The sequence below is a fragment of the Pseudomonas sp. NEEL19 genome (genome assembly GCF_028751975.1).
In the GTDB taxonomy this organism is placed as follows: Bacteria; Pseudomonadota; Gammaproteobacteria; order Pseudomonadales; family Pseudomonadaceae; genus Aquipseudomonas; species Aquipseudomonas juntendi.
The window spans coordinates 4,426,589-4,443,077 of sequence record NZ_CP081491.1 but is presented as its reverse complement, the minus strand read 5'-3'; the positions used below and the strand labels follow the sequence as shown (position 1 = coordinate 4,443,077).

At 55.9% G+C, this 16,489-nt stretch carries 11 protein-coding genes and 1 pseudogene; 8 read left to right on the top strand and 4 right to left on the bottom strand.

The features are described from left to right. Positions 1 to 55 precede the first annotated feature (55 nt). Positions 56 to 598 (top strand): hypothetical protein, encoded by a 543-nt coding sequence (locus K4A76_RS19780; protein ID WP_049696546.1) that lies wholly within the window; start codon positions 56 to 58, stop codon positions 596 to 598. A 236-nt stretch (positions 599 to 834) separates the two neighbouring features. Here K4A76_RS19780 and K4A76_RS19775 read toward each other — a convergent pair whose 3' ends face one another. Then, a complete protein-coding gene (locus K4A76_RS19775; RefSeq protein WP_003253420.1) occupies positions 835 to 1,509 on the bottom strand; it encodes a heavy metal response regulator transcription factor in 675 nt (224 codons plus the stop codon). A 488-nt stretch (positions 1,510 to 1,997) separates the two neighbouring features. After that, complete coding sequence (locus K4A76_RS19770) at positions 1,998 to 3,341, bottom strand: OprD family porin (RefSeq protein WP_049696545.1); 1,344 nt, start codon at positions 3,339 to 3,341, stop codon at positions 1,998 to 2,000. Positions 3,342 to 3,745: 404 nt separating this feature from the next. Between K4A76_RS19770 and K4A76_RS19765 the strand changes: the two genes are divergently transcribed. From K4A76_RS19765 to K4A76_RS19745, 5 genes are all read left to right on the top strand, one after another. Then, positions 3,746 to 5,017: a TolC family protein gene (locus K4A76_RS19765; protein WP_135199299.1), complete on the top strand. Its 1,272-nt coding sequence runs from the start codon at positions 3,746 to 3,748 to the stop codon at positions 5,015 to 5,017. Between the two features lie 68 nt (positions 5,018 to 5,085). Further along, positions 5,086 to 6,336, top strand: coding sequence for an efflux RND transporter periplasmic adaptor subunit (locus tag K4A76_RS19760; protein ID WP_049696543.1), 1,251 nt, complete (start codon positions 5,086 to 5,088; stop codon positions 6,334 to 6,336). 24 nt (positions 6,337 to 6,360) lie between these two features. Then, entirely contained in the window at positions 6,361 to 9,522 is a 3,162-nt protein-coding gene (locus K4A76_RS19755) for a CusA/CzcA family heavy metal efflux RND transporter (RefSeq protein ID WP_049696542.1), read from the top strand. 162 nt (positions 9,523 to 9,684) lie between these two features. Continuing rightward, the gene (locus K4A76_RS19750; RefSeq protein ID WP_049696541.1) at positions 9,685 to 10,008 is read left to right on the top strand and encodes a DUF2790 domain-containing protein; all 324 of its coding nucleotides are present in this window, start codon (positions 9,685 to 9,687) and stop codon (positions 10,006 to 10,008) included. 202 nt (positions 10,009 to 10,210) lie between these two features. Then, the gene (locus K4A76_RS19745; protein WP_049696540.1) at positions 10,211 to 12,208 is read left to right on the top strand and encodes a heavy metal translocating P-type ATPase; all 1,998 of its coding nucleotides are present in this window, start codon (positions 10,211 to 10,213) and stop codon (positions 12,206 to 12,208) included. 155 nt (positions 12,209 to 12,363) lie between these two features. Here the strand turns inward: K4A76_RS19745 and K4A76_RS19740 are convergent, their stop codons facing one another. Continuing rightward, positions 12,364 to 14,484 carry an aconitate hydratase gene (locus K4A76_RS19740; RefSeq protein WP_230382524.1) on the bottom strand — a complete coding sequence of 707 codons (2,121 nt, stop codon included), beginning with the start codon at positions 14,482 to 14,484 and terminating at the stop codon, positions 12,364 to 12,366. 33 nt (positions 14,485 to 14,517) lie between these two features. On the opposite strand from K4A76_RS19740, the pseudogene K4A76_RS19735 reads away from it, so the two are divergent. Further along, positions 14,518 to 15,324: pseudogene (locus K4A76_RS19735) on the top strand (phospholipid carrier-dependent glycosyltransferase); the annotation flags it as partial. Positions 15,325 to 15,406: 82 nt separating this feature from the next. On the opposite strand, the gene K4A76_RS19730 reads toward K4A76_RS19735, so the two are convergent. Continuing rightward, positions 15,407 to 15,628: a hypothetical protein gene (locus K4A76_RS19730; protein WP_003253450.1), complete on the bottom strand. Its 222-nt coding sequence runs from the start codon at positions 15,626 to 15,628 to the stop codon at positions 15,407 to 15,409. 266 nt (positions 15,629 to 15,894) lie between these two features. On the opposite strand from K4A76_RS19730, the gene K4A76_RS19725 reads away from it, so the two are divergent. Further along, the gene (locus K4A76_RS19725; RefSeq protein WP_049696539.1) at positions 15,895 to 16,482 is read left to right on the top strand and encodes a hypothetical protein; all 588 of its coding nucleotides are present in this window, start codon (positions 15,895 to 15,897) and stop codon (positions 16,480 to 16,482) included. Positions 16,483 to 16,489: the final 7 nt, after the last annotated feature.

Below are 16,489 nucleotides of genomic sequence, written 5' to 3'. Positions count from 1 at the left end.
AGTGACCTTCTTACAACGTTACAAAAGTGTCATCCTCGAAAGCATAGGAAGAGAAATGTCGACCCAAGGACTAAACCGATTCATCGGACGCAAGATTCACGCCGTGATAATGATGGCCCCACTAAAGCGGGAAATGATACGCCTCGGCATATGCACCGTCATGGCACTTGTTCTGAATGTGATCTTGTATACCGGCGTTGAAATAGACGGTACCATCAAGCCGTGGGCAGAAACGCCGATAAAACTATTCGCATCATCGATGTTATTCGCCTTCATGATTAAGGCTTTTCTGCCACTTCTTGGGTGGACAATTCTGAAAGCAGTTCTACTGAGTGCGAATAATGCTTTCAGCGGTATCCTGAGTTTTTTGGGAAACCAGTTCACAGGGGTCATGTACTGCACTGGAATCATCCTGGGATCTGTCACGATTAAGCAGTATATGATTTCTGGGGTTTTAGATTCAGAAATGGTTTCCCTGTCCGCAATCGTATTTTCTTCCGGGATTTTATATTTCTATGTGCTGCAATGCGCCATTCAAAAAACAATGAGTCCAGCTCTGCGTACACCAGCAGTACCGCGTTCAACCACTAGGCTGTGACTATTCCGCCTCTGGCGCTCAGTAGACGCTCGATCAGCTGAACTCTTACCCATGCATACGTAGCCATTAATGGCCAGGCTCGCCTTCGACTTTATGAAGAAGGCGAGCATCCGCGTGCTTGATTGCCTACCTCATTTGTTGGGTGAGGAATCAGTGCTGCGGATCGCAAACAGAAACCCCAAGCGCGCATGCGACGAGAGTATTTAGCCCATTTTCGGTATTAGAGAGCTTCGCAATTATCGCTTTTCAAGCACATACCCTACGCCCCGAAGCGTATGTATCAACTTGGTCTCGAAAGGGTCATCTATCTTGGCTCTGAGTCTTCGAATCGACACCTCAACAACGTTCGTGTCGCAGTCAAAATTCATATCCCAAACCTGAGAGATAATCTGCGTACGGCTCAGTACCACCCCGGTGTTACGCATCAAGTAGTGCAATAACGCGAATTCTTTGGTGGTCAAATCAATACGCTGACCGTCCCTGAACGCCCTGTGCCGGCTCTGATCAAGCTCCAGGTCAGCGACGCGAATGACCTCTACGGATGCGGGGTGATCTGACCTACGCATCAAGGCGCGCACCCGAGCCAACAGCTCAGGGAACTCAAATGGCTTGATCAGGTAGTCATCTGCGCCGTTCTCCAGCCCCCTGACCTTATCCGCCAGCCGGCTTCTCGCCGTCAGCATCATGATGCGGGAAGGGCAATTTTTACGGCGCAACAACTCAAGAACCTGCCAACCGTCCATCTCTGGCAGGTTTATATCAAGAATAATCAGCTCGTATTCGTGCTGCTTGGCCAAGAATAATCCATCTGAGCCGGTGTGGACGCAATCTACGACATAGCCACATTCCGTGAGACCCTGACGCACATACTCCGCAGTTTTTACTTCATCCTCAATTACCAGAATTCGCATGGGATTTTGTCTCGATATCACTGAGCAATTAACCGCGCACGCGCGCCGGCATTATTGAAAGGGATGGTAAATCAAAATGAGCGTGCCGGGGGTCAAATGACGGATTTGTAATTTCTAGGTAATACAGTTGATAGTCTGGCGGTATATCTTGTCGCGGTTTGGGTTTGACAGTTGCGGCCCTCTCTCCAGCAGGTGATTTGACCTTATGAAGTATTGGGTTATTTTCTTCTTCGTGCTGGCTTCGTTCCGCTCAGATGACGGCGAGGTCGCTCACATTGAGGAGACTGGTCATTGGTGTAGTCATGAACTTCACCGGCATGCGATGCGTACAATCGAACGCCTACTTGAATTCTAGGCAAAAAAAAGGCGCCCAATGGGCGCCAAATATCCACCTTTTACCAAAGGAGCACTTAAGCCACTCAAGGTGAATGCGTAATGCTCGTTTTACTAATAGGACCAGCCAATGATTAACTGGTCCAGTTAGCGAATTACAGAATCGAAAGCGGGTACTCGATGATTACACGAGTTTCATCCAGATCCGATTCGAAAGCAGTGGCACGCGTGGTTGCCTGGCGCAACCGGAAGGACAAGTCTTTTGCCGGACCGGTTTGCACAACGTATTTGACTTCGACGTCACGCTCCCAACGCTTCTGGTTGTCGAGCGGGTTGCCGTTGTCGTCGGTGCGCATGTAGAACTGGTTAGCGTTCGAGTAATCCGCGCCCGAGCCTCTGGCGTAGCGGGTCATGAACGTCAGGCCTGGAATGCCGTAGCTGGTGAAGTTCAGGTCATAGCGCAGCATCCAGGAACGCTCTTTCGGCGAGTTGAAGTCGCTGTACTGGATGGAGTTGTCGACGAAAATCGAGTCCGACTGACGCAGGTAGTCGAAATCGTCGTCGCCGTTGTTGCGTTGGTGCGACAGGGCCAGGGTGTGGGCACCGTAACGCACGCCGACCTTGGCACTCCAGATGTTGTTGTCGAATTCACCCAGGCGCTTTTTACCTTCATCTACAGCTTTGTAGTAGTTGAAGCCACCGATCAGCGCCAGATCGTCGTTCAGTGGGTAAACAACGCTGGTGCCGGCGTAGTACTGATTCCAGACGTCTTTCAGCTGGCTGGCGTAGACGCTCACAGTCCAGTTATCGTTGATCGAGTAGTCACCACCACCGTAACCGATCCATGGCGAGTTGACCGGGCCGCCATAGAAGGTCACGAAGTTGTCGTTCAGGTTGCTAGAGACCGGTTGGCTCATGGCGTGCAGTCGACCACCCTGAAGGGTGAGGCCTTGGATGCTGGTGTTCTCAACGGTCACGCCGCGGAAGCTTTCTGGCAGCAGGCGTGAGTCGCCGGATGCAACGACCGGAGTCGATGGGAAAACATCACCCACTTTCACGATGGTATCGAACAAGCGGACTTTGGCTGCGCCGCCGACCTTGGTGTATTCGTCGCGAGCTTCACCCTTGTTATCAACGGGCAGCACGTCGAAGGAGCTACGGCCGCCGTTGCGCCCATCACCGGTGTCGAGCTTGAGGCCGATCATGGCGAAGGCGTCAACGCCGAAGCCAACGGTACCCTGGGTAAACCCAGAGTTGAATTTGCTGATGATCGCGTGCGCCCAGGCTTCGGAGTAGCCGTTGGTATTGCCCTTGCCACTGTTGTAAGTGGGAGCGGTGCTGTCGCGGTTATCACGGTTGAAATAGAAGTTGCGGTTCAGCACTGTAAGGCTGCTGCCTTCAATGAAGCCTTCTGGCTTGTCTTCAGCTTGTGCCGAAATAGCATAGCTTCCAGACAGCGCAGAAACTGCCGCCAAATACAGTGGTACTTTGATTTTCATCCGATGCTCCTTTGATTCACGGCAGTTTTTATTATGTTTACCGGCGCGGGTGTCGTTAGTTGTTCTGACCCGGCGGCGCGCCTAGCGTAGCGCGAGCTCATATTTGCAGGCCAAAGATAACGGGAGGGTGATAGGACAATTACAATTTCGTCATCTGTCTGTTATTCGGCACCTTCGCACCGCGTGTTTGCCATCTCCGTTGCTTGTAACGAAATCATAGAGCCGGCTTGGGATTCCCAGTATTTACGGGCATTACAGGGCTTTCTTACGAAATTGTAATTTTCTAGCCACCCCTCTGATAGCTACCGCTCATTAGAGTGCCATCACCTAATCAAGTGGGGCTTGGCAGCTGTTTCGGCGTTCTCGCCAAGCTTTATCGAAGTTTGTGCACGAGGACCATCAAAGTGCCCCGGTATAACCGCAATGTCTTATCCAAGACCTCCATCTCGCCCTGGAAGATCGCAGCACTTTGTGCAGTCATCTCTGGATTGATGGCACCTGCAGCCCTTGCCCAAAGCATCAGCTTGCCCCAAGCGCTTTCGACGGCCATGGATGCCAACCCCAACCTGGCCGCAGCCAGGCAAGAGATTGGGATCGCTGATGGTGCTCGCAAGCAGGCCGGGCTTATCCCCAACCCCACAATCTCGTATGACGTGGAAGACACCCGCCGTAACACCAGCCAGACGACTGTCTCTCTCAGCCAGACCCTTGAACTGGGTGGTAAGCGGGGGGCTCGTGTTGACGTCGCCACATACGGGCAGACCGCCGCACAGCTGGAGTTGGACCGTCGCGTGAACGGTCTGCGTGCTGATGTCGTGCAAGCCTTCTACGCCGCGTTGCGTGCCCAGACTGGCCTCGACTTGGCGAAGCAATCTCTCGAGCTGACTGAGCGCGGTCTTCGCATCGTTGATGGCCGTGTTCGTGCTGGTAAGTCGTCCCCAGTAGAGGCGACCCGCGCCCAGGTACAGCTGGCCGAAGCCAAGCTGCAAGTTCGACGTGCCGAAACGGAAAAGACAACCGCTTATCAGCAGCTCGCTCAAATTACCGGGAGCTCGGTGACCGTCTTTGATCGCCTTGAATCGCCAACCCTCTCCCCGGGACTTCCTCCGCAGACTGAAGAGCTGCTGGCAAAGCTGGATCAGACCGCAGAAATGCGCCAGGCCGTGGTGCAGATCGACAAGAGCGATGCCTCGCTCGGTTCAGAGAAAGCTCAGCGTATCCCGAACCTTACTGTCAGCGTAGGTAGCCAGTACGACCGCTCTGTGCGCGAGCGGGTCAACACTGTGGGCCTGTCCATGCCGCTGCCGCTGTTCGATCGTAACCAGGGCAACATTCTTTCCGCTTCTCGCCGTGCAGATCAGGCCCGAGACCAGCGCAATGCTGTGGAGCTGCGCCTGCGTACCGAAACCCAAACCGCGTTGAACCAGTGGTCCACCGCCATGCAGGAGGTCGAGTCATACGACAAGACCATTCTGCCGTCAGCCCAACAAGCCGTAGAGACCGCAACCCGCGGCTTCGAGATGGGCAAATTCGGCTTCATCGAAGTGCTGGATGCCCAGCGCACCTTGATCGTCGCTCGTGGCCAATACCTCGAATCGTTGGCAGCGGCAACCAATGCACGTGCGCAGGTGGAAAGGGTTTATGGCGAAGTCGGCTCAACTGCCGGCGCTCGCTGAACGGGCCAAACATTTTCTTCGGCACCCAGCCTTGAACAAGCCGGTGCCTACGATCAGCAGGAGTAGCAATGGATAACAAACGCAAGATCGCCCTCGCGGTAGCCGCTGTGGCAGCCCTCGGATTTGGCAGCCTTGCCTGGAACAACAGTTCAGGACAGCAGGCCGCCAGTACCGCCGAACATGGCGCTAACGATGGCCATGGCGACGAAAAGAAAGCCGCATCTTCCGCCAAAGAGGAAGGTGATGAGGGCCATGGCGAAGAAGGCCACAGCGAAGAGGGCGGTGAAGAAGAAGGCAAGCTGACGCTCAGCGCCGAACAGATCAAGGCAGCCGGCGTTGCCCTGGAAGCTGCAGCGCCGCGTGACTTGGGTACAGTCGTGAGCTTCCCGGGCGAAATTCGCTTCGATGAAGACCGTACTGCCCACGTGGTTCCTCGTGTTCCTGGGGTTGTTGAGGCTGTCCAGGCCGACCTGGGTGAGACGGTCAAAAAGGGTCAGGTCCTCGCTGTAATCGCCAGCCAGCAGATCTCTGACCTGCGCAGCGAACAACAGGCCGCACAGCGTCGCGTCGAACTGGCGCGTGTGACCTTCCAGCGTGAGAAAGAGCTGTGGCAGGACAAAATCTCTGCAGAGCAAGACTACCTCCAAGCACGCCAAGCGTTGCAAGAAGCGGAGATCTCCTTGGCCAACGCCAAGCAGAAGGTCGGCGCGATCGGTGCCTCGGTTAACTCCGTTGGCGGTAATCGATACGAGCTCCGAGCTCCCTTCGACGCCGTGGTAGTGGAGAAACACCTGACCGTTGGCGAAGTCGTAAGCGAGGCGACCAACGCCTTCATCCTTTCCGACCTGAACCAGGTTTGGGCAACCTTCGCCGTCCCGCCTACAGATCTGGGCAAGGTCACGACTGGTCGTGCGGTGAAAGTCTCTTCGCCTGACATGAACGTCGAGGTCGAAGGGAAGGTGGGTTATGTCGGCAGCCTGCTGGGCGAGCAAAACCGTGCAGCTACTGTCCGCGTCACCTTGACCAACCCCAACGGCGCCTGGCGTCCAGGCCTGTTCGTGAACATTGCGGTCACTTCCCAGACCGATCGAGTTGCCGTAGCGGTCCCTGAGCACGCAGTGCAGACCGTTGAAGACAAACCTTCGGTATTCGTACGCACCCCAGATGGCTTTGACACCCGCCCGGTAAAACTGGGTCGCCGCGACAATGGGTACGTGGAAATCATCGACGGTATTGAAGCCGGCGCCCAGGTAGCAACCAGTGGCAGCTTCACACTCAAGTCCGAGCTCGGCAAAGCTTCTGCCGAACACGGTCACTGATGCGAACTGACAGGATGATTTCTCATGTTTGAACGTATCATCAGATTCGCCATCGAGCAGCGCATCGTAGTAATGATCGCTGTTCTGATCATGGCGGGTATCGGTATCTACAGCTATCAAAAGCTGCCCATCGATGCGGTACCCGATATCACCAACGTCCAGGTGCAGATCAACACTGCAGCGCCTGGTTACTCGCCCTTGGAAACCGAACAACGGATCACGTTTCCAGTTGAAACGGCCATGGCCGGTCTCCCGGGCCTTCAGCAGACCCGTTCCCTGTCTCGCTCTGGCCTGTCTCAGGTCACCGTGATCTTCAAGGATGGCACTGACATCTTCTTTGCCCGCCAGTTGATCAACGAGCGGCTGCAGGTTGCGAAGGAACAGCTGCCAGAAGGTGTAGAGGCCGTCATGGGGCCGGTATCTACCGGCCTCGGCGAGATCTTCCTGTGGACTGTTGAAGCCGAAGATGGCGCGGTCAAAGAGGACGGTACGCCGTACACCCCGACCGACCTGCGCGTGATCCAGGACTGGATCATCAAGCCTCAGCTGCGTAACGTCCCGGGTGTGGCCGAGATCAATACCATCGGCGGTTATGCCAAGCAGTTCCTGGTTGCGCCGGATCCAAAGCGCCTGGCTACCTACAAGCTGACACTCAATGACCTGGTCGCAGCGTTGGAAAGTAACAACGCCAACGTCGGCGCCGGCTACATCGAGCGTAATGGTGAACAGTTGCTCATCCGTGCACCGGGTCAGGTAGGCAATATCGAAGACATCGCCAACATCGTGATCACCAGTGTGGATGGTGCACCGATTCGCATCAGCAGCGTTGCTGACGTCAGCATCGGTAAAGAGCTCCGTACAGGTGCTGCTACTGAGAACGGCCGCGAAGTCGTGCTCGGTACCGTGTTCATGCTGATTGGTGAAAACAGCCGCACCGTATCTCAAGCTGTCGCCGCCAAATTGGCGGACATCAACCGCACCCTGCCAAAGGGCGTGGTGGCTGTGACTGTTTACGACCGTACCAACCTGGTTGAAAAAGCCATCGCGACGGTGAAGAAGAACCTGGTGGAAGGCGCGATCCTGGTTATCGCCATTCTGTTCCTGTTCCTCGGCAACATTCGTGCGGCTCTGATCACCGCGATGGTGATTCCGCTGTCCATGCTGTTCACCTTCACAGGCATGTTCAACAACAAGGTCAGTGCCAACTTAATGAGTTTGGGGGCACTCGACTTCGGCATCATCGTCGACGGTGCCGTGGTTATTGTAGAAAACGCGATCCGTCGACTGGCTCATGCGCAACATAAGCATGGCCGCATGCTCACCAAAACCGAACGCTTCCACGAGGTCTTTGCCGCGGCACGAGAAGCTCGCCGGCCGCTGATCTTCGGCCAGCTGATCATCATGGTGGTGTACCTGCCGATCTTCGCCCTCACCGGCGTCGAAGGCAAAATGTTCCACCCGATGGCCTTCACCGTCGTGATGGCGCTGCTGGGTGCAATGATCCTGTCCGTTACCTTTGTTCCTGCAGCTATTGCCATGTTCGTCACTGGCAAGGTGAAGGAAGAGGAAGGCGTGGTCATGCGCACAGCTCGACTGCGCTATGAGCCGGTTCTTCAATGGGTGCTGGGACACCGGAACATCGCTTTCTCGGCCGCAGTAGCCTTGGTCGTGCTCAGCGGTGTACTGGCAAGTCGTATGGGTAGCGAGTTCATCCCAAGCCTCAGTGAGGGCGACTTTGCGCTTCAGGCCATGCGTGTGCCTGGAACGAGCCTCACTCAGTCCGTCGAGATGCAGCAGCGTCTGGAGAAAGCGGTTATAGCGCAGGTGCCTGAAGTTGAGCGGATGTTTGCACGCTCGGGTACCGCAGAAATTGCGTCTGACCCAATGCCGCCAAACGCCTCTGACGCCTACATCATGCTCAAGCCTCAGGATCAGTGGCCTAACCCCAAGAAGCCACGCGATGAGCTGATTGCTGAGGTGCAGAAGGCCGCTGCGGGTGTTCCAGGAAGCAACTATGAGTTGTCGCAGCCAATCCAGTTGCGTTTCAACGAGCTGATTTCGGGCGTACGTAGTGACGTCGCTGTGAAGGTCTTCGGCGATGACATGGACGTGCTTAACAACACCGCCAACAAGATCGCGGCAGCGCTCAAAGCGGTACCGGGCTCGTCGGAAGTGAAAGTTGAACAGACATCCGGCCTGCCGGTGCTGACTATCAACATCGACCGCGAAAAAGCAGCACGCTACGGTCTGAACATCGCGGATGTTCAGAATTCGATCGCTATCGCCGTGGGTGGCCGCCAGGCCGGCACGCTGTATGAGGGCGACCGTCGGTTCGACATGGTAGTACGCCTGCCAGAGACCGTTCGCACCGACGTAGCGGGAATGTCCAGCTTGCTGATCCCGGTACCTGCCAATGCGGCTCAGGGTGCCAATCAGATTGGTTTCATCCCACTGTCCCAGGTCGCTAATCTGGATCTGCAACTGGGCCCGAACCAAATCAGCCGCGAAAACGGCAAACGTCTGGTCATCGTTAGTGCCAACGTTCGAGGCCGCGACCTGGGGTCCTTCGTTCAGGAGGCGACCGCTTCGCTGGATAAGAAGGTGCAAATCCCTGCGGGCTACTGGACGACCTGGGGTGGCCAGTTCGAGCAGCTGCAATCGGCAGCCAAACGCCTGCAGATCGTTGTTCCAGTCGCCTTGCTGCTGGTCATGACCTTGTTGTTCCTGATGTTCAACAACCTGAAGGACGGCATGCTGGTCTTCACCGGTATTCCATTCGCACTCACCGGTGGTGTCGTGGCGCTCTGGCTGCGGGATATCCCACTGTCGATCTCGGCAGGTGTTGGCTTCATCGCACTATCCGGCGTTGCAGTACTGAACGGCCTGGTGATGATTGCCTTCATCCGTGGGCTAAGGGAGGAGGGACGAACGCTCAGGCAGGCAGTCGATGAAGGCGCATTGACCCGTCTGCGACCTGTTTTGATGACAGCCTTGGTAGCGTCCCTGGGCTTCATCCCGATGGCCTTGGCCACCGGTACCGGTGCAGAAGTTCAGCGTCCATTGGCAACGGTGGTGATTGGCGGGATCCTGTCCTCCACCGCACTGACCTTGCTGGTATTGCCTGCCCTGTATCACTGGGCACACCGCAAAGATGAAGACGGCGACGAGGCCGAAGTGGTTAGCTAACAGCCTCCGCTAAAGAGAAGCCCACAACACGTGTTGTGGGCTTTTTTGTTTAGAGTGAAGTAGGTGCACTTACCTTTCAAAATTGTAAGTTTCTCGTCATGCCGGTGATGCCTATGCATTGCTAAGGTTACGCCCGAGAAGATTTGAATTTGAGAGGTTTTTATGAAAAAGCTAATTATCGCTGCTGCACTTGTTGTTTTCTCGGTGGCTTCGCAGGCCAACACTTTTTCCGAGAGCAAGCAGCTGCAATACACTAAGGAACACCAGACCGCAGTGGCCAAATACGCGGAGAAAAATGGCAAGCCAATGCCAGAGATCCAGGATTACAAATATGGCATGAAGATAGACGTTGCCAAGTTCGTACGTCAGTCGCAGGACCCCCGTACCTGCCAGGTTTACCCACGGTTGATGACCTTCGAGGACTCCCAGGGCACGCTCAAGACTGTTCGTTACTCAATGTATTCGCAATGTATCAGCAACAAGTAGTAATCGATTTGAACAGAACAATTAGAGAATTCCTAAATGCCAGGCAGTGCCTGGCATTTTTTATTACGCCCGATGCCTCCATAGGTTCGAAATGTTAACGCCTAGGCCCAGGCAAGCCGTGCAATAAATCTTAGCTAACCAACAGCGACGGCTCCCAACTGCAGAGGGCAATTGGAAGCCTTGACTCCAGAAGGGACGAGTTATGAAGAGTTTGCTTGAACGCCCTGATGACCAAGCCGGGCATGAAGGTCATAGCCATGAGCATGGCGGCATTTTTGGCATGAACACCGAGCTGATTTTCGCGCTGATCTGTGGTGCTCTCCTGGGTGCCGGAGCCCTTGCTGGAAAACTTGGCCTGACTGATCGTCTGCCCCTGATTCTGTATGTGTCGGCCTACGTGTTCGGTGGATGGTTCACCACCAAAGAAGCGATCAACAACATCCGCAAGAAACGCTTCGAGATCGACTCGCTGATGCTTCTCGCCGCAGCCGGTGCTGCAAGCATTGGCGCCTGGGCGGAGGGGGCTCTGCTGCTGTTCCTGTTCAGTCTGGGGCATTCCCTGGAAAGCTACGCGATGGGGCGGGCCAAGAAAGCGATTGAGGCACTGTCCAAGCTCGCACCGGCCACCGCGATCGTACGCAGAGCAAATGGCACTGCGGAAATACCCGTGGAGCTGCTGGTTCCCGGTGACGTTGTCATCGTGCGCCCCAATGATCGCCTGCCGGCCGATGGTTTTGTAGTCGTAGGCTCCTCAAGCATCAACCAGGCGCCAGTGACCGGTGAGAGCGTCCCCGTGGACAAGCAGCCTGTCGCTGATGCCGAACTCGCCCGCAGCAAACCAGATGCCGTGGAGGCTACCTCGAAAGTCTTCGCCGGTACCATCAATGGCGAAACGCTCATCGAGGTTGAGGTAACACGGCGCTCCACGGAAAGTACCCTGGCGCGGGTCATCAAGATGGTCAGTGAAGCTGAAGTCAGGAAATCACCGACTCAGCGATTCACGGACCGCTTCCAACGTGTATTCGTCCCGTTAGTTCTGCTGCTGGTGGTGGGGCTGATGTTTGCCGGCATTTTCCTTGACGAGCCGTTCCGTGACTCGTTCTACCGGGCGATGGCCGTACTGGTTGCAGCCAGCCCCTGCGCGCTTGCGATCGCAACACCAAGCGCCATTCTATCGGGCATCGCCAGGGCAGCCCGTGGTGGGGTATTGATCAAGGGCGGTGCGCCGCTTGAAGAGCTTGGTTCCTTGAATGCCATGGCATTCGACAAGACCGGTACCCTGACCGAAGGGCGCCCACGCATCACCGATGTAATACCCGTGGGCGGTACGCAGATTGAGGATTTACTAAACGTCGCCATCGCTGTGGAGTCGATGAGCGACCACCCGCTGGCTGCGGCAATTGTGCGTGACGGTGAAGAAATGATTGGCACACGGCGCCGATTCCAAGCCAAGAACATGAGCAACATGATTGGTCGCGGCGTGCGTGCTGAGCTTGATGGGCAGTTCGTATGGATTGGCAAGGTCGAGATGTTCGGTACTGATGGTGTTCCCGCGCTGAGCAAAGCAGCCTTGGAGGCTGCAGAGCGTCTGCGTCAGTCGGGCCGCACTACCATGGTGGTACGTCGCGCCGACAAGGATCTGGGCGCTATCGGGTTATTGGATACCCCCCGAGAGGGAGCCAAAGAGGCGCTCCAAAAACTCAGAGAGATGGGCATCGGCCGTATGGTCATGATTTCTGGTGACCACAACCGGGTTGCGGAAGCGGTAGCAAGACAAGTTGGCTTGGATGAAGCGTGGGGAGACCTGATGCCGGAGGACAAGGTCAAAGCCATCAAGAACCTCCGCCTTAGCTCCAGTGTCGCTATGGTGGGTGACGGCGTGAATGATGCCCCTGCAATGGCCAACTCAAGCGTGGGCATTGCAATGGGAGCTGCCGGATCCGATGTGGCTCTGGAAACGGCTGATATCGCCCTCATGGCTGACGACATCAGGCAACTCCCCTTTGCGGTGGGGCTGAGCCGTCACACGCGGTCGATCATCCGCCAGAACCTGTTCGTCAGCTTGGGGATTGTGGCCATCTTGGTTCCGTCAACCATCATGGGTTTGAGCATTGGTGCCGCCGTTGCCATCCATGAGGGCTCCACGCTTTTGGTCGTATTCAACGCCTTGCGCCTGTTGGCCTACCGTAAAGTCGCCTGATCACTGGGTTTTGAAATGAGTCTGTGGCAGGGAAGCTGCAGCAGCGCTCAGTGCTGAAACACCTGAATTGATACGCATTGGAGACGTTGGTGCCCAACCGAGCTCGGCAGAAGCTTGGCCGAACTCGGACTTTAGTTTGAAGCTGCCACCAGCTGTTATTGGGGTGGTTGGATCGCACTGCTCTTGTACAAATTAGTGGAGGCAAGCCCGGTCAGGCTGTCGAGTACATAAGGCAGGATGCCGCCATTTTGGAAGTAGACGGCCTCAATGGCTGTATCGATGCGAGCCAGTAGCGACACATTCTGTTGGCTGCCATCGCGACGAGTGATGCGCAGAATCACGTCCTGTCCCGGCTTAACACCTTGCTCAATCTTCAGCAGATCGAACGTCTCCGTGCCATCCAAGTGCAAGCTGCGGGCGTCGTCACCAGCACGGAATTGCAACGGCAGCACTCCTAGGCCTGCCAGGTTGTTGCGATGAATACGCTCGAAGCTCTTAGCGATTACGGCGCGTACGCCCAACAGTCGGGTGCCCTTCGCAGCCCAGTCGCGACTGGAGCCGGTACCATATTCCTCGCCGGCGAAAATCAGTGTTGGTACGTCCTGTTCCAAGTAATGACGAGAGGCATCGAACAGTGTGGTCCGCTCGCCAGTCGGTTGCAGCAATGTGTATGGACCCTCATCAGCACCGCCGTCAGCCTTGACTGACAGCATCAAATTCTTCAGGCGCACATTGGCGAAGGTGCCGCGCACCATCACCTCAAAGTGACCACGTCGGGCGCCGTAGGTATTGAAGTCCTGAGGCTTCACACCATGCTCGGCGAGCCAGCGACCGGCGCTGGAATCCTCAGTAATAGATCCGGCCGGACTGATGTGATCCGTGGTAATGGAGTCTCCCAGAATCGCCAAGGCGCGAGCGTTGCGGATGGGCGTGCCGGCGAGACGGGTATCGAAGAAGTCTGGCTCAGCAGCGTAGGTCGAAGTAGGCCAGTCATAGACGTCACCGGTGGCGGAGACGATGTCATTCCACAAGTCGTGGTCGCGAGTGAGGTCCGCGTACCATTCCTTGTACAGATGCGGATTGGCGGCTTTGACCGACAGCGCTTTGATTTCATCGTTGCTCGGCCATAGCTCGTGAAGCATCACCGGAATGCCATCTGGATCGAAGCCTAATGGCTCGCTCATCAGGTCGCGGCGCGTGCTCCCTACCAATGCAAAGGCGATCACCAAAGGCGGGCTAGCCAAGAAGTTTGCACGTAGGTTGCCGTGGATCCGTGCCTCGAAGTTTCGGTTTCCGGATAGCACGGCACTGCACACAAGATCCTGGCCAACCACGACCTTCTCCAGTGCTGGGTCAAGCGGGCCAATGTTTCCAACGCATGCGCCGCAGCCGTAAGCGGCGATGTCGAAGCCGAGCTGGCTCAACGGCTCAATCAAGCCTGCATCCTGGAGGTAGGCGGTTACCACACGAGAGCCAGGCGTGAAGAGCGTTTTGACCCAGGGCTTGGCCTTAAGGCCGCGGCGTACAGCCTTGCGAGCCAGTAAGCCCGCGGCGATCAGAAGTTCTGGATTGGAGGTATTGGTGCAGGAAGTGATCGCAGCCACCAATACGTCATCATGCCCGATCTCATAGTCGTGGGCGATGCCTGCTGCATCATGAGCACGTACCGAATAACGCTCCTGAAGCTGATCAGCGCTCTTTGCATAGCCACCGCTTTTCGCATCCTGCTGCATTACTTCGTCAAAGCGGTTGCCAAGCGCGCCAAGATCGATCCGATCCTGCGGTCGTTTAGGCCCAGAAACACAAGGTTGAATACCGTCTAGGTCAATTACGATGACCTGGGAGTAGTCGATCGAGCCGTTCGCTGGTGACCCGAACAGCCCTTGCGCCTTGAAGTAACTACCTATGAGCTCGATTTGCTTATCACTACGCCCAGTCTGGGCGTAGTAGTCGAGCGTCTTCTCGTCGACGGGGAAGAAGCCGGTAGTCGCTCCGTACTCAGGAGCCATGTTGGCAATCGTTGCACGGTCGGTAGCGCTCAGCGAGCAAGCACCTTCACCATAGAACTCAACCAACTTACCGACTACCTTTGCGCCGCGCAGCGTCTGGGTAATCAGCAACACCGCATCCGTAGCGGTTACGCCAGGGCGCAGCTGTCCCTTGAGCTCGACCCCCACAACGTCAGGCATCAGCATGTACACGGGCTGGCCGAGCATGCCGGCCTCGGCCTCGATGCCGCCAACGCCCCAACCTAGAACGCCGATACCGTTGATCATGGTGGTGTGACTATCAGTACCAACCAAAGTGTCGGGATATCCGTGCCATGGTATGTCGCGGCCGAGATGAAAACGCCCGGCTTCATGGAGTACTTCTTCGTTGGTGAGCACTGGAGCCGCTACGTCGTCAGTAACTGGGCAGGGGACCTCTATGGTAGTGCACATGCCAAGCCGTACGGCAGCATCTGGATCCAGCTCGGATTGTCGCTACTGCCATGGGCCTTGTTTCTACCACTGTTGATCCGCAAGCGTGGATCGATGCAGCGCTTCGAAGCCTACCTCTGGCTGTGGGCCTTGGCGACACCAGTCTTCTTCACATTTGCAGGCAACATTCTGTGGACCTACCTGCTACCCGCGCTGCCAGCGTGGGCATTGCTGCTGTCTGCACGGGTCAGCGAAGTTGGCCCGAAGACCACCTGGGCTGCCGCTGCGAGCGCATTGGTGTTGCCAATCAGCGGTGCGGGCATCATCTACGCCGGGGTACTAGAGGAGCGCCCTCAGAATCAGCGAGATGTCGTTCAAGCTTGGCTCAATGTGCAGTCTGCTCATTCCGCTCCCTTGATCTATCCTGGCCGCCGCTCTTATTCGTCGGAGTTTTACAGCAGCGGGAAGTCCGAGAACCTCAAGGATTCTGCCAAGTGGCCGCGGGATGGCTCGTTCTACCTGTCCAGGCGCTTGAGAGATAGCAAGGATGGAATGCCTGCTGATCTGGCTTGCACAGCGATCACGGAAGCGAACGCTAGCCAGCTCCTGCTGTGCCATTGGAAACGCACCGAACAAGGTGCCGAGGGTCTGGCTGGAGAAAGCAATGTGGGAACGCCTCGCAAGAACGAAGGCTAAATTCCATGCACAAAAAAACCAGGTTTTACCCTGGCTTTTTTGTCGATTACTTTCGTCATTTGAAGTCCTATTTAACCGCCGATTAATTGTCGGCTTGTTCCTTACCATCCTTGCTTTCTTTCTTTTGCTCTTGAGCGACTTGTTGTTTGTTCTGGTCCGAAGAGTCATCGCTCCATAGGCGAGCCTGTTCGGTTCGGAAGTTCTCGTTGAACTGTTTCGCTCGCTCGAAGCCGCCTTCAGCGTAAGCGGTACCCATGAGACCCAGCAGCAGGCTGCCAATAGCGATAGATTTGACAAATTTCATTGTGAACCTCGGTTCATACTAGGCCTGCCTGAATAGCGGCCTTTGTTGGTTTGTAGTTTAGGAACGCGAAGCTAACGACAAGGTGAGTCAATAATTACAATTCCGTAATTTTGGCTGCAGATAGGATGCGTTAAATCCTCAAATCTGGAAGGATCATGTCTATCTCGGCACTGTCGAGGGCGACTTCGAATTTTATCTTAAATTACAATTTTGATATCTAGCGCGTTAATTCAGCGCGGCGTTGTTGGCCGCCCTAGGAGATAGCCATGAATGACATAGAGCCCTGGGCAGTTGCTATCGGTGACTTTCGCCGCTGCACTGAAAAACTCACTGTCCAGCTCGATGAGCTGACCTCGCAGACGCGCACCTCCAGCGCTGTTCTGGAGAGGTCGAACGAACTGGTGGAGCAGGTGGGCGCTGTCGGCCGGCAGATTCAGGAGGAGGTGCGAAAGGCGGAGAAGGCTTGGTCGAACGCGGAAGAGGTTGCCTTGCGCGCCGCTGCTTCAGCGTATTCAGCTGCATGCCGGGGAGTCGACACCGCCATCCAGCCACTGATCTCGGAGCTTACAGCAGCGACAAAGGCTGCGGATGCCTCTATCCAGGAGCTCAAGCGTGCTCCGGTGCTGGCCAAGCGTTATGTGATGGTGGTCGCCACGGCGTTCTTCATTCTCGCGCTGATCTGTGTCTACTCGACCATGCGCCTGATCGATGCCGCCGGCAGCGTAAGTGCTCAAGAGAAAGTGAATGCTCAGTACTTCTCCCACCTGTGGAAGAATGCCAATCCTGACGAGCAGAAGATCATCAAGTCGGTGATTCTGCGGTCGCCCATGGACCCTGTGGTCCTCCGGCACTGATGCATTG